Raw genomic sequence first — 22,697 nt, forward strand, 5'->3', positions numbered from 1 at the left:
TGCCACCAAATGCGCATCCCGGCACTCCAACCCTGTAGAATCTGTGACGCCGACATTACACGCTTTGCACAAGCAGGGGAAAACCTTTGAACATAACCACGACCCAGCAGACCGCCTCCACCCGCGACCCCCAGGCCACCGACGTTCGCGCCATGAGCATCGCCACCGTCCTTTTCTTCATGTGGGGCTTTCTCACCTGTCTCAACGACATCCTCATCCCCCACCTCAAGGGCATCTTCAGCCTCAACTACGGCCAGGCCCTGCTCGTCCAGTTCGCCTTCTTCTCCTCTTACTTCATCTTCGCCATGCCCTCCGGCAAACTCGTCGACTGGCGCGGTTACAAGCAGTCCATGGTTGTCGGCCTCATCGTCATGGCCGCCGGTGCGCTGCTCTTCCTTCCCGCCGCCAGCACTGCATCCTTCCCGCTCTTCCTCTCCGCCCTCGTCATCCTTGCCGCAGGCATCACCTGCCTCCAGGTCTCGGCCAACCCCTACGTGACGAACCTCGGCCCCCAGGCCACCGCCGCCAGCCGCCTCAACCTCGCCCAGGCCTTCAACTCCTTCGGAACCACCATCGCTCCCTTCTTCGGCGGAGCGCTCATCCTCGGCGCCATCCAGGCCTCGCCAGAAAAGCTCCAATCCTTTTCCACCGCAGCCCTCCAGACCTACCGCGAGCAGCAGGCATCGTCGGTCCGCATGCCATATCTCGTCATCGCTCTCACCCTTCTCGTCCTCGCCGTCGCCATCGGCCTCATCAAACTTCCCACCACCGACTTCACCCGCGACTTCCGCCCCGGCGAACTCGTCGGCCGCGCCGCAGGCAGCATCTGGCACCAGCCCTATCTTCTGATGGCCACTATCGGCATCTTCGTCTACGTCGGCGCCGAGGTCTCCATCGGCAGCTTCCTCATCAACTACCTCGGCCTGCCCCACATCATGAACTTCTCCGAGCGCACCGCCGCCCACTACGTCTCCTTCTACTGGGGCGGAGCCATGATCGGCCGCTTCATCGGCTCCTATGTCCTGCGTTACATCAGCACCGGCAAAGCCCTGGCAGCCGCAGCCTTGATCGCCTTCTGCCTCGTCCTCACCACCATGGCCACCGGAGGACCCGTCGCCCTCTACACCGTCCTTGCCGTCGGTTTCTTCAACTCCATCATGTTCCCCAGCATCTTCAGCCTCGGCCTCGCCGGACTCGGCGAACTCACCAGCAAAGGCTCCAGCCTCCTCGTCCAGGCCATCGTCGGCGGAGCCATCCTCCCACTCGCCGAAGGCCACCTCGCCGACCGCATCGGCGTCCAGCACGCCTTTATCATCCCCGCCGTCTGCTACATCTACATCGCCGTCTTCGGCTTCCTCGCCTCCCGCCGCAAAGACATCGAACAAGATCCCCGCCACGCCTCACACACCGCCGCCGCCCACTAAATCATTCCTTCCGACCAACGGGAGGACCCAGGCACCTACCCAACCCCAAAAAGGTATACAAGTCACGAAGTGACCGCGTGCCGCGCAGGGAGCCCGTCCGGCAAGACCCAGCTTCCCACTCTTCTTCCTCCCTGAAGTTGAGCCCCGACGTCGAACTTTCCCCACGGCGGTCGCACTCCCTTGCACAGACAACCGGCTGAGGCGCACCGAACTCGCACTTTCCCAACCTTTGCGCACCTCCGCTTTGGCGAGAAACGTGCACAGTTCCATGCGTCTCACCGGCCGTCCCCCAAGGAGAAATAATGAAACTCGCACTTCTGCTAAGCTCACTTCTCGCCATCCCAGGCATCGCTGCCGCCTCACCCATCACCTACACCCTCAACAACGTCTTCTCCACCTTTAGCGTCTCCGGCACCATCACCACAGACGGCGCTCTAGGCACACTAGCCAGCTCTGACATCACTGGCTACAACCTGACCGTATCGAATGGAACCCACACAGACACCCTCACCGCAGCAAACTCCCTTGAGTCCATCGCCGGTTCAGGCGTCACCGCAACCTCTTCTGGTCTCTTTTACGATTACGTTTCAGGCGAATCCCACTTCACCTACGACTACCTTGGCTTCTTCGGGCAGGACTTCACAGACCTATGCTTTCAATCCAGTGGCTGCTTCACCTTCAACGGATCAGCCTATGAGTCCATCTTCTTCCCATTCGGAGGCGGCAACCCTAAGCAAGTGCAGTCAGGTGAAGTCGAGATCGGCTCGGTCGCTACAACGCCTGAACCTGGGAGCTTCGTGCTGCTGGGCACTGGCTTGGTCGGCATCGCCGGCATCGCTCGCCGTCGATTCAACATCGGCTAGAAAGACAAGTCTCACGGAAAGTGGGGAGTTCCTCTCGGACTCCCCTCTTCCATTTATGATTCGGCAATCATTCCGCTCAGGTAACTGTCCACCAAGCCTGACCTCTGTACTGACTCAACTGTTTGAATCATCCCGTCTGCGTGGACGCGCAGTGCTCCGAAAGTAACGTCGAGATAGAGCAGTCTTCAACAGCTTTGCCATAACGAACGAACCCTGACAATCTCCGTCCCGAGCGAATGGCTGCCCAAAACTTGTCAAGCCCCTGGAACACCTAACTAGCTCATTAAAGGAAACTTAGGCGTGGCGTATCAGTTATACCCAATCCGGTAAAATAGAAACAGAGTGAAGAAACTGCCGGTACAACTTAGAGCTTTCCCAGCAAAACCCATAACTCCTTTGCTGTCACGTATCTGGACGCAACTCCTTTGCTTGCAAGAATTTAGCCAAGCTTGGTCCCTCTATCCTGTTGTTAATAAAAGACTTCCACGCGGGTAATAGTGGGGGGTACCCCCTTGGGGGTTTCCAGGTAAAGAACTTAGCAAACACATTCCCCTTCACACCTGCCCTCTCCTTCGCTGTGTAAAATGGCCCTTCGTAGTCATCCATCACTCCAACCGTCTCAGGAGAAATGCACCCCATGATCAAGTTGACCCCAGGAAAGTTAGCAGGCCTCAAAGCCGTCTCCGACCATCGTGGCGTGATCGCCGCCGCCGCCATGGACCAGCGCGGATCCCTCCAGAAGTCCCTCGCCAAAGAGCGCGGAGCAGCCGCCGACGCCCACGACCTCGAGCAGTTCAAGACCCTCGTCACCTCCGTCCTCACCAAGCACGCCTCCGCCATCCTGCTCGACCCCGAGTTCGGCCTCCCCGCCTCCAAGCACCGCAACGGTAAAGGCCTCCTACTCGCCTACGAGAAGACCGGCTACGACGCCACCACCCCCGGCCGCCTGCCCGACCTCCTCGACCACTGGAGCGTCGCCCGCCTCAAGGAAGCTGGAGCCGACTGCATCAAGATCCTCCTCTACTACACCCCTTATGAGAAGTCGCCCGTCAACGATCTAAAACAGGCGTGGATCGAGCGCATCGGCGCCGAGTGCATCGCCCACGACATCCCCTTTTTCCTCGAGTTCGTCGGCTACGATGCCGACGGTGGGGACGAAAAATCGATAACCTACGCCAAAAAGAAGCCAGAGATCGTCTCCGGCTCCATGGCCGAGTTTGGCAAAGAGAAGTACCACGTCGACGTCCTCAAGGTCGAAGTCCCCGTCGAGATGGCCTTCGTCGAAGGCACCAAATCCTTCAAGGGAGAGAAGGCCTATACCCGCGCCGAGGCCCTCCAGCACTTCCGCGACGCTGCCACCATGACCCACAAGCCCTTCATCTATCTCTCGGCCGGCGTCTCCAACCCCGTCTTCATCGAAACCCTTGAGCTCGCCGTCGAATCCGGAACCAGCTTCAACGGCGTCCTCTGCGGCCGAGCCACGTGGAAGGATGGCATCCCCATCTACGCCAAGCAGGGCGCCAAGGCCTTCGAAGACTGGCTCAACACCACCGGTGTAGAAAACATCACCAATGTCAACAACGCCCTCAAACTTGCCCACTCCTGGCACGACAAAGTCGAGTCAAAATAGGCCTCCCCAGCCGGGCGCATCTCAAGGCGCTGCATCCGTGCAGCGCCTTTGCCTTGCTGCAGCGATCGCCATAGCCCTATGGGAAGGGTGTGAAAAAGATTCGACCGACCGTGGAGCATTATTTCATTCGACACCCCAAAGGAGCCTCGGACGCATCGTAAGCTAGATAAATTCAGAAGAGGTCGAACAAATGAAACACCTGCAGGAAAAAACAGTAACAAGGTCGCTGGCAAAAGGCTTGCTGGCGGGGCTGATTGGCGGCTTGGTGTCAACAGCCGCAAAGACACTTGCCGAAAAGATCTATCCCCCACGCACTCACGGCGAGCCAGAGCCTCCGCTGGTGCTGGCAGAAAAGATTGCAGGACATAGGTTGGAGGGCGCGAAAAAGCTGGCAGCCATGGAGACGATCCACTGGAGCTTCGGAGCGCTCACCGGAGCAGCCTACGGAGCGCTGGCAGAGTACTACCCACAGGCCACAGCAAAGGATGGCGCAGGCTTTGGAATGGCCCTCACCTCCCTGACCCACGGCACAGCACTGCCGGCGCTAGGTCTCTCCGCTGAACTGGAAGATCAAACCACCCGCGAGCGCACCAGCGAAATGGCCACCCACGTCGTCTATGGCATGGTCACCGAAACCGTCCGCCGAGTCGTAAGAAAGATGCTGGGGTAGGTCTCTCACGGCACCGTCACACAACCAAACCAGCTTCACTCCGAAGCAAAGCACATGAGCCAGGATAGATTCACCCAAAGCCGTTCGCCGCCGTTATAGTTGGCAGCAACGCCGCTGATGACGGCGCCCGCTTCGTCATCAATCTGCGACGCATAGTTTAGAACCAGCTTTCGCTTGCGAGCGATCGCGGCGTCTGAAGCTTCGTCGGCAGAAAGGACAACCGGGGTAAGCGGACTGCCAGCTTCTAATGCAGACCCTCGCATCGTCTCGAGGTCATCAGAGGCGGAGGCATCAGTAGCCAGATACGGCAGGTCTTCATAGAAAGCAGTAGGCAGCAATGCAGTAAAGGGCATCGCCGCCTCCCGTACCGTAAGGTGGTCGACATCATTGCCCACCGCCGCCGGAACAACAAGCGTCTCCATCGCCCCTAGTTCGGATTGCCGAGCGAGAGCCTTACGAATCTTTTCAATAGACGGATCAGCAGGATTCACCGGAGTCGCACGCAACTGATCAAGCGGCACTCTGAGCCGGATCGGTCCGTCCTTGAGGTTCAGATCAAGCATCTGAAGATTGTTCTTGAGATCCTTCGGCAAGGACTCCTTCATCCGCCGGATAAAAAGCTCATCTTCACGCAGGCGCATAGCCGAGACATACGAAAGCTCATCGTTCTCGTGCACAAACGCCGCATCGGAATAAGGAGCATAGCGACTGCGCGTGAAGACATTGAGCAGCGTCACAGTATGGCGCGCAGTAAGCCAGTGAGTCATGGCAAGCGAGAGTGAAAACGCAGCGTCATCACGGTGCGGAGAGAGGATAAGGATCTTCAGTGTCGGCTCCAGATCCTATTTTACCGGGCCAATGCTGGTAGGGATGTGATCACGAGTCTGCGACCAGTTGGCAACCAGCTGATCCACGACCAAGTGACCAACACGATAAGCGGAATCGAGCGCCGGAAGATACGCGCTATACTGCCGGACTTTGGTTTCACCCAGACTCTCGGCCGCCGTAATTCCAGTCCGCTGCTGATCGAAATTCGACGCCGTTCGAAGCACAAGAACTCGGCTGATATCGAGCCTGTGTGCATGAGCAAGCCAGGTAAGCGACTGCATAGTCCCGGTGTCCTCCATGCCGCAGATCGCATACGTGCCGTGGCCATCGGTTTGATATTTCACCCAGTCCCGCGCCCACTGGTTCAGGAGTTTGCCATGCCAGAAGGTCGAGGCGGAAAGATTATCGCCCCGCAAAACAAAGGGAGCGCGATGTGCCGCTTCTTCAGCGTACTGCTGCCGGCGAGCCGCTATTGCAGGCGTATCAGGAAGCGGCGTGTCCTTGGTAAGCGCGAAGGCCCAGTCAACCAGAGAGCTGTTGAGGTGATAGATGTTGCCGTCGTCGCCAAACCGGGCAGTACGAGGTTGTTCGTAAGGAGTGGACTTGCCAAGCGGCACGTACCCCGTCGGCCAGTCTTTGGGAATCTCGCGAGCGTCGATCTCGTGGGCAAGGTCGCCGTCGACGATGTAGTCAGACCAGACTGCAGATCCAAGCGAACCCATGCGAGGGTCGATGCCGCCGATGCCGGCAACGAGGAAGTAGGCGTGCGTAAGGTCGAAGCGGGGGTCGAGGCCCAGTGCCATGATCGTGGCGGCGGTGCGGGCGGTTCCAACTCCGGTCAGCACACCAAGGATCCCATTCTTTTCATTGAGCCGGAGGTCGTGATAACCCATGGGAAAGGGAATGACCGTATCGAGATGTTCTCGCTCAACCCAGTATTGATACTCACCAGGTGCATCGCCCTTATCGGAGCCTACTTCAAACATATTGATGACCACCACTTTGATCTCAATCGGCTTCGAAGGCTTCTCCGGAACCTCGATGAAAGCGGTCAGGTGCTCATCGATAGTGGCAATTGGAGCCAGCGGAGGGGGACAACAGGCACTTGCAGACACGCTCAACGCGACAGACCAAAGGAGCATGAAAAAGAGGCGCATGGCAAATGGTATCGCAGCAACCGCACGCCTTTGTAACGGACTGACGAGCTCCTGCACTATCTTGCATAAGCAAGGAAGGAGACTGACATGTCAGAAAACACTGCTGCAGTTGTAGTGACCATCGCTTTCTTTGCGGTGATGGCCGCTTGGATTCCTTTAGTCGAGTGTTGTGGAAGGGCGATGCGCAAGCAACCGAAGCCCGAGCGACAGAGCAAGAATGCCCGCGTCTTCGAGATGAAGTCCGAGATGAAGTCTAAGACCCGCGACAAAAAGGGACATGGATACGAGACGGTCGTGCTGATTACAATAATCACGTCGCTATGTTCGCTGGCCCTGCTGAACTGATTCGAGCTAGACGCCTTTCCTGACAGGCTCCCAGATGAACTTGTGAATCTGTAGCGACAAACGAGCGTCGATTCCATCGGCCATCATCCACTCCACAAGGATGCGAGGATCGAGAATGGCGTTGTCGGTTGTTCGGAGCAAGCTCGGAGCCTTATTGAAGGCCGGGCTCAAAAGGATCTGGCCAGCCTTCTCATGGAGACCATGAGCGCGAATAAAGTCGCGTGCGAAATCGTAGTCTGTTCGATTCGAGATCACGAACTTTATCTCGTCATTTTTTGTGAGTGCGTCGAGATTCTCCATACGAAAGCTGTTGGCTGCGCTGCCCGCCCCAGGGCATTTGACGTCGACAATCTTGTGAACCGCCTTGGGAACATCCGCCAAAGGACGTTCGCCACTGGTCTCCATCATCAAGATGTAGTTCTGCGCTAGCAGCCGCTCCATCAACGGCAGGAGTTCCTTGGCCTGAAGCATGGGTTCTCCGCCAGTAAACTCGATGAGACGACAAGGAGCAAGAGCTTCAATCTGCGCGACGATCTCATCGGCGGTGTACGCCTTACCGCCCGAGAAGGTGTACTCGGAGTCACACCAGACACAACGAAGATTGCAGCCCGCAAGACGGACAAAGATGCATGGGAGGCCAGCAAAGGACGACTCGCCCTGGACGGATTTGTAAAGTTCGATTAGATGCATTTCATGTCGAAAGATACTTCAATGGCAAAGGGAGAGGAGTGCCCGAACCAATGAGTTTCACTACTCGTAGTAGCGGGCAAAGCTCGTGTCGGTCTCGTAGAGGGTGCAGTCCTTCACGCGAACCCGTCCACCGGTCATCTCATGAAGCTGACTGCTCGTCTGTTCGTAAAAGTATTTGGCAAGGTTCTCGGCACTCGGATTGATCTCTTTGTCAAAGGGCGCAAGGTCGTTGATCATGAAATGGTCAAGATAATCGACAGTGGGGCGCATCACCTGCTTAAGCAGTTTGAAATCTAGCAGCATTCCAGCTTCGTCAAGCTTTTCACCAACAAGCGTGACGAAGACTTTGTAGTTGTGCCCATGCGGGTTCTCGCACTTGCCTCGGTAGTTACGGAGGTAGTGGCCGGAAGAAAAGCCGGCTTCTACAGTTACTTCGAACATGGTTCTAGGAATCCCTTCGATCTTTCAGTGCCGCGTCTGGAGGAGTGTGAGGTGGGCTGAGGACGTGGCGGCAGCCTCTCTTCGATTGTACCGTTTTGCGCGGACGGACGGGCTAGCGGCGGCGTTTTGCTCGGCGGCTTTCCTCGTCGCGGCGCTCAGCCTGCTCGAAGAGCGACGAGAGGATGCCGGCAAGCGCAACCAGCAGGCCAACCACAAAGAGGCCAAGGCCCATGGTGCGCCAGAGAGAGACATCGCCCGGAGACCCGGGCTGCTGCGCGATGTTGGTGTACGCAACGCCACAGGAGATGAAAGCAAACAAAACAAGACTGCCAGCGAGGATATAGAGGTTGCGTCCCATGCGAATAGTCCTATTTTACGGTGAGAGCGGTACGCGCGGACTACTTCAGCTTGTAGATGCGAGCCTCCCAGCCTGCAAGATTGAAGGTATCGGTAACAAGGCCCGCAGAATCGAGATTAGACAAAACAAGAGAATCCACCTTGACTTTAGCTGGTAGGGTATACGCCACAGGGCCTGAGCTAAAGTTCAAGACAACGAGATATCGATCCGACCCAAGAGCGCGAGTGTAGGCAAAAATAGACTTATTCTCCGGGTCAAGATCTTTGTACTCGCCATAGACGAATGCCTGGTGGGCATGACGAAGATCGATCAGCTTCCGGGTGTAGTTGTAGATAGAATTCGGATCGGCTACTTCGGCGTTGGCGTTGATCTGCGTGTAGTTTGGATTCTCAGCAAGCCAGGGCTTAGCTGCCGTCGTGAAGCCGCCATTCGCAGACTCGTCCCACTGCATCGGAGTTCGCGAGTTGTCTCGACTCGTATGTCGAAGGTCGGCAATAAAAGTCTCCTCGGGAATCTTGCCAGTCAGAACATTTGCCTTATAAGCATTCTTGACTTCAATGTCGTCGAAGTCATTAATGCTGCGGAAAGGGTAGTTGGTCATTCCGAGCTCGTCCCCCTGGTAAAGGAACGGCGTTCCGCGGAGAGTAAGCAGCATCGTCGCAAGCAATTTAGCAGAAGGAACGCGGAACTCCGGAGAGTCGTCGCCAAACGTCGAGACAATGCGCGGATTGTCGTGGTTGGAAAGAAAGACCGTATCCCAACTATGGATGCCAAGCACTTCCGCATGGCGGGCATAGATCGCCTTAAGCGCAAGCAGATCGAAGGGCTTCAGCTTGATGCCCTCGCGGTTAGAACGAATGGCATCGAAATTGAAGATCATGTTCAGTTCGTGTCGGTTGTCGCCCACCATGAGCGGAGTCTGTTCCAGGGAGATGCCAAGAGCTTCGCCTACCGTCATCACGTCATACTTGGCCATGACGTTGCGATTCATCTCCTGCAGGTAGTCATGCATGTGGGGCCCATTGGCGTAGGCGTTGCCGTAGTTGTGAAGTTGGTCAGGAGTCAGATCCGGGAAGGCCGGATTCTTCGAGATCAGCGGAATCACGTCCATACGAAAGCCATCGACGCCCTTGTCGAGCCAGAATCGCATAAGGCTGTAAACCTCTTCGCGAACCTTGGGATTGTCCCAGTTGAGATCAGGTTGTTTTACCGCGAAGTAGTGGAGATAATACTGCTCAGTCGCAGAATCGAACTGCCACGCAGAGCCGGAGAAGAACGACGGATCGTTGTTTGGCGGCAGCATCCTTGTCTTACCATCCGGACCGGCGGGGCGGGGCTTTCCATCACGCCAGAAATAATAGTCGCGGTAAGGATTGTCTTTGGATTTGCGGCTTTCAACAAACCAATGGTGTTCATCAGAGGTGTGGTTGACGACGAGGTCGATGATCAGGCGCATGTGGCGCTGTTTGATACCGGCAAGCATCGTATCGAAATCAGCCATAGTGCCGAACTCAGCCATCACTTTGCGGTAGTCGCGAATGTCATAGCCATTGTCGGCGTTGGGAGAGTCGTAATGCGGACTGAGCCAGATGACATTGACCCCAAGCTTCTGCAGATAGTCAAGCTTTGAGGTGATGCCGGGAATATCACCGATCCCGTCGCCGTTTGAGTCCTTGAAGGATCGCGGATAAATCTGATAAACCACCGCCTCCTTCCACCAGGTGGGCTGGTAACCGTTCACAAGAGCGGGAGTGGACGTCAGGCTCTGAGACTGCAGCAAGGTCATAGGCGCTAAAGTAGCCAGGAATAGAGCGAAGGTGGTGAGAATAGGTGGCTTCACCGGACTATGCTCTACGCATCGATCAAGTCAGTCAAGCGCGAGTCAGTCAAGCGGGACGCTCGAAGAACTGTTCGACGTCTGTAATCTCCTGTGTGAGCCGGTAGGGCGGAAGAGATTCGAGAAATATGCGCCCGTAACGCTGACGCTGGATTCGCGGGTCAAGGAGCATCAGAACACCCCGATCGTTGAGCGAGCGGATCAGACGTCCAAACCCCTGCTTGAGCGTAATAACAGCATTCGGAATCTGGTAGTCAAAAAAAGGTTTGCCCCCAAGTGCTTCGATGGCCTCCATCCGCGCCTCAACGATCGGGTCGGAGGGAACAGCAAACGGAAGGCGATCAATGATGACACAGGATAGTTGCTCCCCTTGCACGTCTACTCCTTGCCAGAAGCTCGAAGTCCCAAACAGAACGGCGTTAGGCGTATCGCGGAACTGCTGCAACAAGACGTGGCGCGGCGCAGTGCCGTGTAACAACAGCGGATAAGGAAGTTCGATAAGCAGCCGCTCATACGTGTTGCGCATCTGCGCGTAGCTGGTAAAGAGGCAGAAGGCGCGACCCTTCGTAATCTCAAGGACGCGACGAATGCGCTCGGCCGCACGTTCGGGAAAATCTGGCTCGCGCGGGTCGGGCATGTTGGGCGGAAGGTAGAGCAGCGCCTGCTTTTCGTAATTAAAGTGCGACGAAACGATCAGCTCTCGAGCCGAAGTAAGTCCGAGGCGTCTGCGAATGTGATCGAATCCTCCCGAGACGGTAAGCGTCGCCGAAGTGAGAATGATTGAGCTGTAGCTATCGAAGAGCGATGTGGTGAGCAACTCGGAGACATCAATGGGAGTCGCCTGCAGATGTGTGTGAAAGCTCGCTTGCCCTGTTCCACGCGCAAAGTTCCGCACCCCGCCGGCGGCGCGACGCTCGATCCAAAAGACGGTGTTTCGATCCGTCGATTCAAGCAAGAAGGCCAAATGAGCGCGAATGTCAGCCGCACGCTTACGTAGGCCAGAGGCCTCCTCAACATTCTTGAGGTAATCGAGTTCACCTTCGAGTCGAGTCAGTGCATTCAGGGTGGCCGTATAGGTATCGCCGCTCTCCTCTAGAAAAGCTTCGCGGTGAAGAAAGGGCATGCGCCCCCCGCCATTCGGCATCCCCATAGGATCCGTCGGAAGAACAGAGAAGAACAGGCGCGAGCGGTCTTTCAGAGTCGCGCAGGCGCTCTCGATCGCTGATGTGCTGGCCTGTTTTGCCTTGAGCATCATCTCCACATCGCGCGCAAGCTCGTCAACCCGTTGAGTAGAGAGTCCAATTCCAAAATAGTTCGAGGCAATCTCTTCCAACTCATGCGCCTCATCGAAGATGACACAAGCAGCCTCAGGCAGAATGCCGGCGTCAGGTGCACCCGCTGCCTGCTGCTTGATATTTAGATCAGCAAAAAAAAGATGATGGTTGACGATGACGATATCCGACTCGAGTGCCTTGCGCCGCATCCCGGTGACAAAGCAGCGCTCCCAGTCCGGGCAGCTCTGGCCAAGGCAAACTTCAGTGCGGGCATCAAGCTTGTGCCACAGCGCGGAGGACTCTGGCAGGTGATCGAGCTCCGCCCGGTCCCCGGTCTCTGTCGTCTTCTCCCACGTAGCAATCTGATGAAACTGATCGATCTCCTCCAGGCCATTCAGAAGAGGGTTGTCCCGGAGCGCGTAGAGCTTATGCCGGCAAAGGTAGTTGGCGCGGCCCTTCATATAACAAACCTTGAGTGGGCCAAGAAGGGATTCAAGAAAGGGAACGTCCTTGAAATAAAGCTGCTCCTGCAGATTCTTGGTGCCAGTCGAGATAATGACCCGCTGGCCCCGCTCTCGGGCTAGTCGTAGGGCAGGCAAGAGGTACGCGAGCGTCTTACCCGTTCCCGTCCCCGCTTCAACAATCAGGTGACGCTTCTCCTTGAAAGCAGACTCAATAGCCCGTGCCATGTCGTACTGCCCTTGACGATGCTCAAAGGCCAGCGAAGATCGAGACAGCATACCGCCCGGAGCAAAAAAATCACGGAGATTCGGCAGATTCTCCGGCTTCACAGGCGTAATCGAGATGGGAGCGGTCGTAGACAAGGCGATTTGCTGGAGGATCGGCGGCACAGAGGCTTTGCAATTTCTATAATAGAGGGGGAAGCGAAGAATTAGCGTAATAAGCCTGGCCGCCTGATGCGTGCGCGGGAGAAAGTTGGACGTTCCGTGGCTCAGAAAGACGATAGAAAGCGGTTAGGCAAAAAGCACAGGCAGGCCAGCACGCGGCCAAAAAAAGGTCGCGCTCCAAAGTCCACCCCAACGACAGGAGCCATCGACCCGCGGAAGCGGAAGATCCTTTCGACGAAGCGAGCCGCCGTAGACAAGGCTTCGCGAGTCACCAAGCAATCTCCTGACCGGGAGAAGCGAAAGGCAATCCGCCCAGACGGACCTCCTCCCAGAAAGCCCGCGGGAGCAGTTCGTCCGAAGCTGGAGAGACCAGCCGATGGGATCGTCGGGCGACAGACGCCACGTTCGGCGAACGTCGCAGGTCGCGAGCGAATCGAGGACGACTGGCGGGATATCGAGTTGTTGGCTTCCCAGATGGTCACCGAGACCGAGCACGCAGACGCACGCGAACTGCCGTTGATCGCCATCTGTGGCCGTCCCAATGTAGGTAAGAGCACCCTCTTCAATCGCCTGACTGGTTCGCGTCGATCGATCGTAGGCGATGAACCGGGAATTACCCGCGACCGAATCTACGGCGAGATCGAGTGGATGAACCGTGCCGCAAGAATGGTCGACACGGGCGGCGTAGTACCGGACGACGAGGCTCTGATCCCGTCGGAGATCTTCCGCCAGGCAAAGGTTGGGTTGGAAGAGGCCGATGCGATTGTGATGGTCGTGGATGGTCGCACCGAGTTGGCCTCGCCCGATCTCGAACTCGCGCGACTGCTTTTGCGCGGCGGAAAACCAGTGTTTCTCGCTGTAAACAAGATGGACACCGACGCAATGCAGTCACAGGCGGAGAACTTCCGGCGCCTTGGTTTCAAAAATGTTCTCCCCATCTCGGCCGAACACGGCTCAGGAATGGGCGATCTGCTGGATGCGGTCTTCGAAGTGCTCCCCGAGCCTGAGGAGAGAATCGAAGAGCCTGAGGTGATGCTCACAGAAAGCGACGAAGCGGAAGAAGATGAAACAGGCCCGGACTTTTTCGTCTCTCCCGCTGCGACCCTCGCATCGGAAGCGTCAGAGAATACCGCGCCGAGACGCCCGCGTATGCTCCGATCACACGGCGAGTATGAGAGCCGCGAGACAAAGATCGCCATCATCGGACGACCGAACGTCGGCAAAAGCACGCTTCTCAATGCGCTCACTGGAACCGAGCGGGCCATCGTCTCACCCATCGCAGGAACCACTCGCGATGCAGTCGATGAAGTGGTGGAGCGCGACGGTCATGCGTTCCGCTTTGTCGATACCGCAGGAATTCGCCGAAAGGGCAAGACGAAGCTGATGGCCGAAAAGTTGTCCGTCATCATGGCCCGAAAACATTTGGAAGCGGCAGATGTCTCCTTGCTCGTCATCGATGCGACTGAGGGCGTTGCCGCGCTCGACGCGAACATCGGCGGCTACGCACACGAGAGTGGCCGCAGCGTAATTATCGTCGTCAACAAGTGGGATCTGATGACCCGCATCGGCAAGGATGGCATGCGCCTGTTCGACGGCAAGCCACCAGCCGATCAAAAGCTCTACGAGCAGGACGTTCGAGATAAATTAAAGTACCTCGAATATGCGCCGCTGCTATTTATCTCTGCAGCCGATGGAAAAAACATAGAGTCCGTCTTCAAAAAGGTAGAGCTGGTCGCACGTGAGAGACGCAAGCGCGTAACCACCGGCCAGATGAACCGTTTTCTGGAAAAAGTCGACTTTCAAAAAGCAAGCGTGCCGATGAACAAGCGCGTCCGGATCTACTACATGACGCAGGCTGCGGTTGCTCCTCCAACGTTCGTGCTCTTCACGGACAAGGATGTAAAGATGCACTTCTCGTTCGAGCGCTTTCTGGGCAACCAGATCCGGGAGAACTTCGGCTTTATCGGAAGCCCAATCTGGTTCAAGATCAAAGCTCGAAACAAGAAAAAAGCCGAATAGAAAATGAGAGTTAAGTGGGACTCAACTGCTGCAAAATCGCCTCGCACCACAGGCACGTAGTTGGCGGAAAGCAAGTTTTCAGATAAATGTTGCATTCTTTCCCGATCAGTGGGTAAATATCAGTCTCCCCAAGAACTTCCCAAGCTTGTTTTGGCAGACGCACGTGTAGATGCTCCACCAGGCCCGGGAACACTGAGGAAAACGCCATGAATGTAGCAGGTATTGTTACCGATTTGATCGCCGGAGGAGTAGGCGGCAATATTGCCGGCGCGTTGTTGAAGAAATTCGACCTGGGCCCCATCGGGAATACAGTTGCCGGGCTCGTTGGCGGTGCCGGCGGTGGACAACTGCTGAGTATGCTGTTGTCAGGCGGGGCAGCCGGTGCGGCTACATCTGCCGCGGCCTCAGGCGGAATGGATATGTCATCGATTCTAGGAAATGTGGCTGGCGGCGGCGTAGGCGGCGCGGTAGTCATGGCGATCGTGGGATTGATCAAAACGCAGATGAGTAAAAACACTGCCTGATAGAGTGGGCAAGAGACGAAGACGTTCTTGTTACGCAATGGCTCGCCCCACTTAGTTGGCGGCGAGCCACTCCACCCAGGCCTCTAAAGCGCGATCACATTGAAGTTTGTGGCGCTCTTTTTTGTCGCGGATTTTTTTGCGGAGATCCTCTTCCAAAGATGGCAGAAGATCGAAGGTGATGTTAGCCGGTTGAAACTTTTTCGTCTCTGCGTGGGTAATGTAGTGCGTCAGCGAGCCATTAGCGCTCAGCCGAGGCGCAATCGCAGGCACATTACCGTTCGCGATCGACGCAGCATAGATTCCCGCAAGCATTCCAGACGCAATCGATTCGGTATAACCTTCAACGCCACTGAGCTGTCCGGCGATCATTATGCCCGCATGAGCTTTGAGCTGGAGGCTTTCGGTAAGCAGCGACGGGGCATGGATGTACGTATTGCGATGAATCTGGCCATAGCGCAGAAAAGTAGCGTTCTCAAGGCCCGGGATAAGCTTGAGAACGCGGTTTTGCTCACCGTACTTCAAATGATTCTGGAAGCCTACAAGGTTGTAAGAGTCGGCGCGGAGGTTCTCCTGGCGAAGCTGAACGACAGCATAAGGCCAGCGGCCTGTCTTCGGATCGGTGAGCCCGACTGGCTTCATCGGACCGAAACGAAGCGTATCGCGACCACGACGAGCCGTCTCCTCAATGGGAAGACACCCTTCAAAGTACTGAAGCTTCTCGGCCGTCCCGGTCACAGGAAACTTCTCCCAGTCCTTGGATTCCACAGCCTCCGCCGTCGTCAGAGCCTCCATAAACCGCTCATACTCTTCCTTGGTGAAGGGACAGTTGATGTAGTCGGCAGTGCCTTTGTCATATCGCGCCGCGAAATAAACCTTCGACATATCGATGGTCGAGGCGTCAACGATAGGCGAAATGGAGTCGTAGAAAGCCAGATGGTCAGATCCAGTAAGGCGCTGAAGTTCGCCAGCAAGCGCCGCGCTGGTCAACGGACCTGACGCAAGGATCGTTAGAGTGTCAGAGTCAGCCTCGTTGAGCGTAGTCACCTCTTCACGATGAACACGTATGCGAGGCTCCGCCGCGATGCGTTCGGCTACGCGCTTGGAGAACTCAACGCGATCAACCGCAAGCGCATGTCCAGCGGGAACAGCCGTAGCATCTGCTTCGGCAAGTAGGATGCTCCCTGCCCGCCGCATCTCCTGCTTTAGCAACCACGGAGCAGTATTTTCAGACTCGGACTTCAGCGAATTGGAACAGACAAGTTCTGCAAAATCGGAGGTCTGATGGGCTTCCGTCGAACGCGTCGGGCGCATCTCGTAAAGATCGACTTCGCAGCCACGTTTTGCTGCCTGGAGTGCTGCTTCGGGGCCAGCCAGGCCGCCCCCGATGACTTTTATCTTTTTCATGCTCCTTCAAGCATAGAGGAATTTGAGGAAGCTTTTCGCAGTCAACCCAGTCGAACAACTTTACGAGCTACCAGGGCACTCTTTGATCTACTGCGATAGTGCAGCCAGCGCAACCAGAGCTTCCCCCGAAACCTGCATTCCCTTCCACTCCGACTTCATCACAGCTCCCAACTGCTGGTAGAAGTCAATAGATGGCGTATTCCAATCAAGCACGCTCCATTCAAACCGCGGACAACCCTCGGCAACCGCAATAGCTGCGACCCGAGTAAGCAGAGCCTTCCCAACTCCCTTCCCGCGATGCTTCGGGTCGACGTAAAGATCTTCAAGATAGATACCCGCATGTCCGCGCCACGTCGAGTAGTTATAGAAATAAAGAGCGAAGCCGGCAGCCGTGATCGTCTCACCATCAGCCAACTCGGCGATGATGCAGTCGAAGCGTTTGTCAGGCCCGAACCCATCCCGAAGCAGATCGGCTTCCGTAGCAAGAACGGCATCCGGTTCGCGCTCATAAGTGGCGAGATCACGAACGAAGACGAGAATCTGAGAAATGTCCGCAGGTGTAGCAGCCCGCAGATTGAGTGTGCCGTTGGGGTTCAAAGGGGTAATAGTCGTCATGGATTGATTCCTGTGTTCATAATTTAGGCGTAGCCTCAGCCGACTTCGCTCCAGGTTGCGCGGCGAGCCATTTGTCGAATGGAATATTGAAGTCGAAGAGTTGCTTCTTGCCGTCCAGTGTATGGACCATCTTGACGTAGAGTTCAGCACCCTTCAATGGTCGGTCAGGCAGTTCGCGAACGTCATAAAAAAGATAGCCGGCCAGAGTGCTGTGCGGATTGACCGTAGTTCCATTGAAGCCAAAGTCGCCGTCGTCCTTGGTGATCTGCTTATCGACAGGTTTGTCATGCATCGTAATGGGCGGCAGGGGCATTGGGAGGGGGATCTTCTTGCCCGCCGTCCCTTTAGTAGAAAAAAGTCGGCGTTGAAGATCATCGTCGGTCGCAGCCGGAATCTTGTCGCTATTAATGGAGATGAACTGGATGCGGGCGTCGTCGAGAGAGAGCGGCGCGTCGCTTTCGTTCGTAAATATAACGCGGACTGCAACAAAGCCGTGCTGAATATAGGGGAGACGGAAGAAGTCGCAGTCCTTCGGGTCGTCGCAAGGCTCCGCCGCAACGGTAACCTTTTCGTTAGGGTGCGTCTCGAAGGCAGCATACTGGTTCGCAGGTTTTACCGGCGGCGCTTTCTTGTCGGCGGCCAAAGCGCTGCCTGCAAAAAAGCAGAAACTAGTTACTAGTAGGATCGGAATCGTGGGGAACCGGTGGGACTTCATAGCCAGGGTTGATTATCATCTCCGCTGGCGTACAACGTAAAGCGAGGGCTCGGCGACGGTGATGATGGTGGTCTATAGCGCGTTGCTGGTAGCCGTGCTGGTAGTGGGCGCTCCCTACTGGCTGGTACGGATGGCAACCAGCGGGCGATACCGGGCGGGGCTGCGCGGACGGCTAGGACTGGTGCCAAAGGGCTTGCAAGCGGCGGTCGCCGGGCAAAGCATTATTTGGCTCCACGCCGTAAGTGTCGGCGAGGTGATGGCCGCAACCCGGTTGATCCGCGAACTCAACGAGAGGCTGCCGAATGCGTTAGTGGCCGTCTCAACAACCACGGAGACGGGTCAGAGGCTCGCGAAGAAGAGGCTGCCAGCTTCGCCCGTGTTCTATCTGCCGCTGGACCTCAAGTCTCCGGTCCGACGGTACCTGAACGTGCTGAGGCCGCAGATACTGGTGCTTATGGAGAGCGAGCTGTGGCCGCGCCTAATCACCGAGTGCGCAAAAGATGGAACTCCGATCATAGTGGTTAATGCGCGGATCTCAGATCGTTCGTTCCCTCGCTACATGCGGCTGCGGCGTCTCTGGCGACCATTCCTGGAGATGATCTCTCTGTTCCTCGCACAGAGTCCCGAGACCGCCGCCAGGCTAATAGAAATCGGCGCTCCGGAGACGCGGGTTCGTGTGACCGGGAATCTGAAGTATGACGTGCAAACAAATACCGACAACCAGATGACGAGACGAATCACCTCGACGCTGGCCGGAACCAGGCTGATCGTCGCAGGTAGCACCCTTGCCGGCGAAGAGCAGACGCTCCTGGCTGCATGGCCTGCCATCCGCCAAGCTGTTCCAGACGCGACGCTCCTGATCGCCCCGCGCCATACCGATCGCTTCGATGAGGTCTTACAGCTGATTCGAAAAGAGGGATTCCCGTTCGTTCGATGCAGCGAAGTCATGCAACACACTGACCACATCGTCGGCGGAACAATCCTCTTTCTGGACACAATAGGAGACCTTGCGTCGGTTTATGCCCTGGCATCGGTGGCCTTCGTCGGTGGGAGCCTAGTTCCCCGAGGCGGACATAACCCACTGGAACCGGCACAGTTTGGCGTGCCAGTCGTCATGGGACCTTCCTTCGAGAACTTTCGTGAGATCGTTGAGACCATGCAGGAAGCAGACGCGATTCGCATAGTAGCCAAAGAAAAGCTTACCCAAACGCTGATCGAAATGCTGCGAAACAAAGAGGACTCCCACGCACTTGGGAAACGCGGCAGAGCAGTATTTCAATCCCAGTCAGGATCGACAGCGCAAACAGCTCAGGCCATCGTTTTGCTGCTGAAGAAAAGCGTGGGGCCTGCGCGATGAGCGTGCGACGACCATGGCTGCTTCCGCTGGCTCCTCTCTACGGCGTCGCGCTTGCATTGAAGAAGCAGCTCTTCGCATGGGGCTGGCTGAAGCGCAGCCACCTCGAGAGTACCGTGATCAGCGTGGGCAGCGTCTCTGCGGGCGGTGCAGGCAAAACGCCTTTTGTGTTGATGCTGGCTGGTATTCTGCGCCATCGCGGCTATGCGGTGCGAATCCTCACACGAGGCTACAAACGCAGTTCGGAGATGATTGCACGGGTCGAACCGTTCGACGACGCCCGCTGGCATGGGGATGAACCCGTCCTGCTGGCGCAGCGCTCCGGAGTTCCGGTCTACGTAGGAGCAGATCGCTATCAGGCTGGCGTGATGGCCGAACAAGGCGAGCCCTCGGAGAAGCTCGTCGTTCATCTGCTCGACGACGGATTCCAGCACCGGCGCCTCGCGCGCGACATAGACATTGTCCTCCTAACGCAGGAAGACGTTGACGATACCCTTCTGCCGGCCGGCAACCTGAGAGAACCGTTAGAGACCATCGCACAGGCGGACGTGGTAGTTCTCCGCGAGGAAGAAGCGGACTCACTCAGGAGCGTTGTCAAAGGGTTAAGCGAGTCGAAAAACAAGCCGTCGATCTGGACCATCCGCCGAACGCTCAGCCTGGGAGAGGCCGGAGAGGTAGCTCTGCCCACGATGCCGCTTGCCTTCTGCGGTATTGCCAGACCTGAAAACTTTACCCGGATGCTCTCGGCGCAGGGGTACGAGGCCACCGGGATGGTCACCTTCGACGATCACCATGCCTACAACGAAGACGATATCGCGCACTTAATGCAGCAGGCGCGCGCTATCGAAGCCAATGGATTTGTAACCACTGAGAAGGACGCCGTGAAGCTGACACCGATCCTCAGAGACAGGCTCGAGACGGTCGGCCCCATTGTGGTCGCGCGCCTCTGTGTGGAACTGTTGGACGAGAAGCAGTCGCTGGAGCAGTTAGTTACAACGGTGGGTCGACTGGATCGCCGGCGCCACTAGAACCGCTTGCGATCGAAGCCTGCATGAGAAGATGAAGCCTTGGCCACCGAACTCAAGCCTTCGCGCAGTGTCGCAACCTACGGGTCTGCTAAGTCGCGAAGCGTCCTGATTGTACGAATTGGCGCAATGGGAGATGTGCTCCACGCAATGCCTGCCGTCGCTGCACTGCGGCAACAGCACCCCGAGTGGATTATCGGCTGGGCAATCGAGCCGGCCTGGAGTGCTTTGCTGCAGTCCTCAACCGACTTCAACTGCACTCCCCCAAAAATCGACCGCAGCGACGGAAGACCATTGGTCGATCGATGGCACTCTTTGCCCGCCAGAGCCTGGAGCAAGCACCCCTTCGCTCTCTCTACGCTGGCAGAGATCAAGACGACGCGTCGTGATCTCCGAAGATCTCGGTATGACATCTGCGTCGACATGCAGGGTTCGATCAAGTCCGCACTCGTGGGCCGAATGGCATCCACACCCGTATTCGCCGGTCCGGAGCACCCGCGAGAGACACCCGCACGCTTGCTCTACACCCAACGAATACAAACCAGCGCGAAACATGTAGTCGAGCAGGGATGTGAGTTGCTCAGCGCTGCCGTCGGAGAAACTCTGAGACCAGCAACCGTGACGCTTCCGGTAGACCCCAAGGCGGAGCTATGGTGCGACAGGCTTCTAGCTCAAACCTCCCTGACCGGAGAAAAATTTGCGTTCCTCGCCCCCACCGCCGGCTGGGGTGCGAAGCAATGGCCCGCCGGGCGATACGGCGCCGTCGCTGTTGCCCTGCGCCAGGCCGGATATCACTCGTTAGTGAACGAAGCCCCAGGCCATCGATTCGCAGACGCAGTCGTCACCACAAGTGAGGGGTGCGCAATCTCCGTTCCTTGCTCCGTCGAGCAGATGATCGCTCTCCAGCGCCGAGCCGGTGTCGTGATAGCCGGGGACACCGGACCTCTGCATCTCGCGGCCACGTTGGAGCGGCCAGTAGTCGGTCTATACGGCCCCACCGATCCCTCCCGAACCGGCCCCTACATGCCCGGCCCCTACACGCTCGACCGTTCAAAGGTGCGAGTGTTGCGTCACGAGTCTAGCCGCACAGACCACTCCCGCCACTCCGACCCAGAGACAGGACTCATGCAGATATCGACCAATGAGGTAGTCGAAGCAGCGCTCGAGCTACTGCGCGACGGACAGGATAAGGTAAAGCTGTGAGCGAACGAACCACATGGCAGAAAATCGCGCGGCGGATTCGCGTACCGCTGGGATTCGTCTTTGCCGCGGTATTTCTATGGCTGGCCAGACCGACCGGAAAGACCATGCTGCTGAGCCTCCTGCTGGTAGTGCCAGGCGTCTGGCTCCGCGCCTATGCGGCAGGCTATGTCCGCAAGAACGCCGAACTGACCTTCACCGGCCCCTATGCCTACACGCGAAACCCCCTCTATCTGGGCTCCATGCTGATCGCCTTCGGATTCGCCGCAGCGGCAGGCAGTTGGGTGATCCTGATTGCACTGACCACGCTCTTCGCAGCCATCTACATCCCCACCATCCACAGTGAGGAAGCCTATCTCCGAGAGCACTTTGCGGGCTTCGATGACTACTCCGCCAGGGTGCCTCGCCTGTTGCCGCGACTGACCCCGGTGACCTTTCCCGCCGATCAGAACGCCAGCGGCGGCAGGTTCTCCTGGGAGCAGTGGCAGCACCACCGCGAGTACAATGCTCTCATGGGTGCTGGCGCGATCTATCTGGCGCTGGCAGTCCGGCTTTTTCTCCATCACCGTGGTTAATGGAGAGGGTCTGCGCTAAAGCGTAGAAGGCTCGGGCAACCTACAAACTTCAACTGGTGAGAGTGCTGCCCTTTGCTGAAGCCGGAACGGTCTTTTCTTGCATTTTTTCTTCTGGTGTCGTGTTCCGCAGCTTCGCTAACCGCGAAAGCGCAGCTTCTAGGGTTAGGACCCAAGCCGGCACCCGTTGTCATTCCCACCCTGCAGCCCCCGCAGCCTGGTTTCGCCTTCCCCCAAAAACAGACCCTGACCTTTACCGTGGACTGGCGCGTCTTCACCGCAGGCACCGCAGTCTTTCAGCTCGAGCAGGAAGGCACAGTGCAAAAGATTGCTGCCACCGCCGACTCCACCGGTGCCGTGACCATGCTCTTCCCCGTCATCGACAAGTTTCAGGCCGGATTCGACACGAAGACCGGTTGCTCCACCGGCTTCACCAAACAGCTTCAGGAGGGACGCCGCAAAGTCTCAAGCGAACTCAGCTTCGACTACACCCAGGGCAAGCAGAAGCAGATCGAAAAGAACCTCGTCAAAGGCACGTCGAAGGAGCAGGTGGCCTCCATTCCCGCCTGCGTCACCGACTCCCTCTCCGCCATCTTCTACGCGGCATCGCAGCCAATGGCGGTCGGTCAAAGCATCCGGTTCCCCCTGGCCGACTCCATGCGCACCGTCACCGTCGCGATGAAGGTCGAGTCCAAAGAAGAGATCAAGACCCCTGCAGGAACCTTTCAGACCCTCAAAGTAGAGCCGACCGCGGATGAGGGCATCGTAAAAAATCGCGGACACATCTGGGTCTGGTACACCGACGACGCGCGCCACATGCCTGTCCAGATCCAGGCACGACTGTTCTGGGGAACAATCACCTTCCACCTTCAGTCGTACGATACGAAATAAGAAGAAAGACGGC

22 protein-coding genes are annotated in these 22,697 nt (G+C 57.1%); 12 read left to right on the plus strand and 10 right to left on the minus strand.

All coding sequences use genetic code 11. The annotated features are described in order from the left end of the window. Window positions 1-86: 86 nt before the first annotated feature. The 4 genes from RBB75_RS03345 (at window position 87) to RBB75_RS03360 (ending at window position 4,587) form a co-directional block, all read left to right on the plus strand. Window positions 87-1,424 carry a sugar MFS transporter gene (locus RBB75_RS03345; protein WP_353069503.1) on the plus strand — a complete coding sequence of 446 codons (1,338 nt, stop codon included), beginning with the start codon at window positions 87-89 and terminating at the stop codon, window positions 1,422-1,424. Between the two features lie 302 nt (window positions 1,425-1,726). After that, complete coding sequence (locus RBB75_RS03350) at window positions 1,727-2,287, plus strand: PEP-CTERM sorting domain-containing protein (protein WP_353069504.1); 561 nt, start codon at window positions 1,727-1,729, stop codon at window positions 2,285-2,287. Between the two features lie 640 nt (window positions 2,288-2,927). Then, window positions 2,928-3,917, plus strand: coding sequence for a tagatose 1,6-diphosphate aldolase (locus tag RBB75_RS03355; protein WP_434557152.1), 990 nt, complete (start codon window positions 2,928-2,930; stop codon window positions 3,915-3,917). A 190-nt stretch (window positions 3,918-4,107) separates the two neighbouring features. Beyond that, complete coding sequence (locus RBB75_RS03360) at window positions 4,108-4,587, plus strand: DUF1440 domain-containing protein (protein ID WP_179639329.1); 480 nt, start codon at window positions 4,108-4,110, stop codon at window positions 4,585-4,587. 35 nt (window positions 4,588-4,622) lie between these two features. On the opposite strand, the gene RBB75_RS03365 is transcribed toward RBB75_RS03360, so the two are convergent. Then, window positions 4,623-5,354 carry a hypothetical protein gene (locus RBB75_RS03365; protein WP_353069507.1) on the minus strand — a complete coding sequence of 244 codons (732 nt, stop codon included), beginning with the start codon at window positions 5,352-5,354 and terminating at the stop codon, window positions 4,623-4,625. Between the two features lie 75 nt (window positions 5,355-5,429). After that, window positions 5,430-6,530, minus strand: coding sequence for a purine nucleoside permease (locus RBB75_RS03370; protein ID WP_353069508.1), 1,101 nt, complete (start codon window positions 6,528-6,530; stop codon window positions 5,430-5,432). A 129-nt stretch (window positions 6,531-6,659) separates the two neighbouring features. Between RBB75_RS03370 and RBB75_RS03375 the strand changes: the two genes are divergently transcribed. Beyond that, the gene (locus RBB75_RS03375; protein WP_179639330.1) at window positions 6,660-6,917 is read left to right on the plus strand and encodes a hypothetical protein; all 258 of its coding nucleotides are present in this window, start codon (window positions 6,660-6,662) and stop codon (window positions 6,915-6,917) included. A 6-nt stretch (window positions 6,918-6,923) separates the two neighbouring features. On the opposite strand, the gene RBB75_RS03380 is transcribed toward RBB75_RS03375, so the two are convergent. The 5 genes from RBB75_RS03380 to RBB75_RS03400 form a co-directional block, all read right to left on the minus strand. Continuing rightward, window positions 6,924-7,607, minus strand: a complete 684-nt coding sequence (locus RBB75_RS03380) for a 7-carboxy-7-deazaguanine synthase QueE (RefSeq protein ID WP_179639331.1) — start codon at window positions 7,605-7,607, stop codon at window positions 6,924-6,926. Between the two features lie 60 nt (window positions 7,608-7,667). Next, window positions 7,668-8,048: a 6-carboxytetrahydropterin synthase QueD gene (gene queD, locus RBB75_RS03385; protein WP_179639332.1), complete on the minus strand. Its 381-nt coding sequence runs from the start codon at window positions 8,046-8,048 to the stop codon at window positions 7,668-7,670. Window positions 8,049-8,160: 112 nt separating this feature from the next. Then, on the minus strand, window positions 8,161-8,406 hold the full coding sequence (locus tag RBB75_RS03390) for a hypothetical protein (protein WP_179639333.1): 246 nt from the start codon (window positions 8,404-8,406) through the stop codon (window positions 8,161-8,163). Between the two features lie 40 nt (window positions 8,407-8,446). Further along, window positions 8,447-10,246 carry a glycoside hydrolase family 13 protein gene (locus RBB75_RS03395; RefSeq protein ID WP_353069511.1) on the minus strand — a complete coding sequence of 600 codons (1,800 nt, stop codon included), beginning with the start codon at window positions 10,244-10,246 and terminating at the stop codon, window positions 8,447-8,449. Between the two features lie 46 nt (window positions 10,247-10,292). Continuing rightward, window positions 10,293-12,341 carry an ATP-dependent DNA helicase gene (locus RBB75_RS03400; RefSeq protein WP_353069513.1) on the minus strand — a complete coding sequence of 683 codons (2,049 nt, stop codon included), beginning with the start codon at window positions 12,339-12,341 and terminating at the stop codon, window positions 10,293-10,295. A 123-nt stretch (window positions 12,342-12,464) separates the two neighbouring features. On the opposite strand from RBB75_RS03400, the gene der reads away from it, so the two are divergent. Both der and RBB75_RS03410 read left to right on the plus strand, forming a co-directional pair. After that, complete coding sequence (gene der / locus RBB75_RS03405) at window positions 12,465-14,384, plus strand: ribosome biogenesis GTPase Der (RefSeq protein WP_353069514.1); 1,920 nt, start codon at window positions 12,465-12,467, stop codon at window positions 14,382-14,384. A 206-nt stretch (window positions 14,385-14,590) separates the two neighbouring features. Next, window positions 14,591-14,908 carry a hypothetical protein gene (locus RBB75_RS03410; RefSeq protein WP_353069515.1) on the plus strand — a complete coding sequence of 106 codons (318 nt, stop codon included), beginning with the start codon at window positions 14,591-14,593 and terminating at the stop codon, window positions 14,906-14,908. 51 nt (window positions 14,909-14,959) lie between these two features. Here RBB75_RS03410 and trmFO read toward each other — a convergent pair whose 3' ends face one another. The 3 genes from trmFO to RBB75_RS03425 all read right to left on the minus strand — a co-directional run bounded on the left by trmFO (window position 14,960) and on the right by RBB75_RS03425 (window position 17,570). Continuing rightward, complete coding sequence (gene trmFO / locus RBB75_RS03415) at window positions 14,960-16,312, minus strand: methylenetetrahydrofolate--tRNA-(uracil(54)-C(5))-methyltransferase (FADH(2)-oxidizing) TrmFO (protein WP_353069516.1); 1,353 nt, start codon at window positions 16,310-16,312, stop codon at window positions 14,960-14,962. 87 nt (window positions 16,313-16,399) lie between these two features. Then, on the minus strand, window positions 16,400-16,927 hold the full coding sequence (locus RBB75_RS03420; RefSeq protein WP_179639338.1) for a GNAT family N-acetyltransferase: 528 nt from the start codon (window positions 16,925-16,927) through the stop codon (window positions 16,400-16,402). Window positions 16,928-16,943: 16 nt separating this feature from the next. Further along, window positions 16,944-17,570: a hypothetical protein gene (locus tag RBB75_RS03425; RefSeq protein WP_353069518.1), complete on the minus strand. Its 627-nt coding sequence runs from the start codon at window positions 17,568-17,570 to the stop codon at window positions 16,944-16,946. A gap of 133 nt (window positions 17,571-17,703) precedes the next feature. Here RBB75_RS03425 and RBB75_RS03430 point away from each other — a divergent pair, with 133 nt between their 5' ends. From RBB75_RS03430 to RBB75_RS03450, 5 genes are all read left to right on the plus strand, one after another. Further along, window positions 17,704-18,999, plus strand: a complete 1,296-nt coding sequence (locus RBB75_RS03430; protein WP_353069519.1) for a 3-deoxy-D-manno-octulosonic acid transferase — start codon at window positions 17,704-17,706, stop codon at window positions 18,997-18,999. Further along, window positions 18,996-20,024, plus strand: coding sequence for a tetraacyldisaccharide 4'-kinase (lpxK, locus tag RBB75_RS03435; RefSeq protein ID WP_353069520.1), 1,029 nt, complete (start codon window positions 18,996-18,998; stop codon window positions 20,022-20,024). The genes RBB75_RS03430 and lpxK overlap by 4 nt, the downstream gene beginning before the upstream one ends. A 39-nt stretch (window positions 20,025-20,063) precedes the next feature. Then, window positions 20,064-21,224 (plus strand): glycosyltransferase family 9 protein, encoded by a 1,161-nt coding sequence (locus tag RBB75_RS03440; RefSeq protein WP_353069521.1) that lies wholly within the window; start codon window positions 20,064-20,066, stop codon window positions 21,222-21,224. Further along, window positions 21,221-21,796, plus strand: a complete 576-nt coding sequence (locus RBB75_RS03445) for a methyltransferase family protein (RefSeq protein WP_353069522.1) — start codon at window positions 21,221-21,223, stop codon at window positions 21,794-21,796. The genes RBB75_RS03440 and RBB75_RS03445 overlap by 4 nt, the downstream gene beginning before the upstream one ends. 72 nt (window positions 21,797-21,868) lie before the next feature. After that, window positions 21,869-22,684 (plus strand): DUF3108 domain-containing protein, encoded by an 816-nt coding sequence (locus RBB75_RS03450; protein ID WP_353069524.1) that lies wholly within the window; start codon window positions 21,869-21,871, stop codon window positions 22,682-22,684. The last annotated feature ends 13 nt before the right edge of the window (window positions 22,685-22,697 follow it).

This window comes from Tunturibacter empetritectus, assembly GCF_040358985.1.
GTDB lineage: Bacteria > Acidobacteriota > Terriglobia > Terriglobales > Acidobacteriaceae > Edaphobacter > Edaphobacter empetritectus.

Coding starts and splice junctions, on each gene's coding strand:
- RBB75_RS03350 (WP_353069504.1), top strand. CDS start 1,727: ATGAAACTCGCACTTCTGCTAAGCTCACTTCTCGCCATCCCAGGCATC.
- RBB75_RS03360 (WP_179639329.1), top strand. CDS start 4,108: ATGAAACACCTGCAGGAAAAAACAGTAACAAGGTCGCTGGCAAAAGGC.
- RBB75_RS03365 (WP_353069507.1), bottom strand. CDS start 5,354: ATGACTCACTGGCTTACTGCGCGCCATACTGTGACGCTGCTCAATGTC.
- RBB75_RS03375 (WP_179639330.1), top strand. CDS start 6,660: ATGTCAGAAAACACTGCTGCAGTTGTAGTGACCATCGCTTTCTTTGCG.
- RBB75_RS03380 (WP_179639331.1), bottom strand. CDS start 7,607: ATGCATCTAATCGAACTTTACAAATCCGTCCAGGGCGAGTCGTCCTTT.
- queD (WP_179639332.1), bottom strand. CDS start 8,048: ATGTTCGAAGTAACTGTAGAAGCCGGCTTTTCTTCCGGCCACTACCTC.
- RBB75_RS03390 (WP_179639333.1), bottom strand. CDS start 8,406: ATGGGACGCAACCTCTATATCCTCGCTGGCAGTCTTGTTTTGTTTGCT.
- RBB75_RS03410 (WP_353069515.1), top strand. CDS start 14,591: ATGAATGTAGCAGGTATTGTTACCGATTTGATCGCCGGAGGAGTAGGC.
- trmFO (WP_353069516.1), bottom strand. CDS start 16,312: ATGAAAAAGATAAAAGTCATCGGGGGCGGCCTGGCTGGCCCCGAAGCA.
- RBB75_RS03420 (WP_179639338.1), bottom strand. CDS start 16,927: ATGACGACTATTACCCCTTTGAACCCCAACGGCACACTCAATCTGCGG.
- RBB75_RS03430 (WP_353069519.1), top strand. CDS start 17,704: ATGATGGTGGTCTATAGCGCGTTGCTGGTAGCCGTGCTGGTAGTGGGC.
- lpxK (WP_353069520.1), top strand. CDS start 18,996: ATGAGCGTGCGACGACCATGGCTGCTTCCGCTGGCTCCTCTCTACGGC.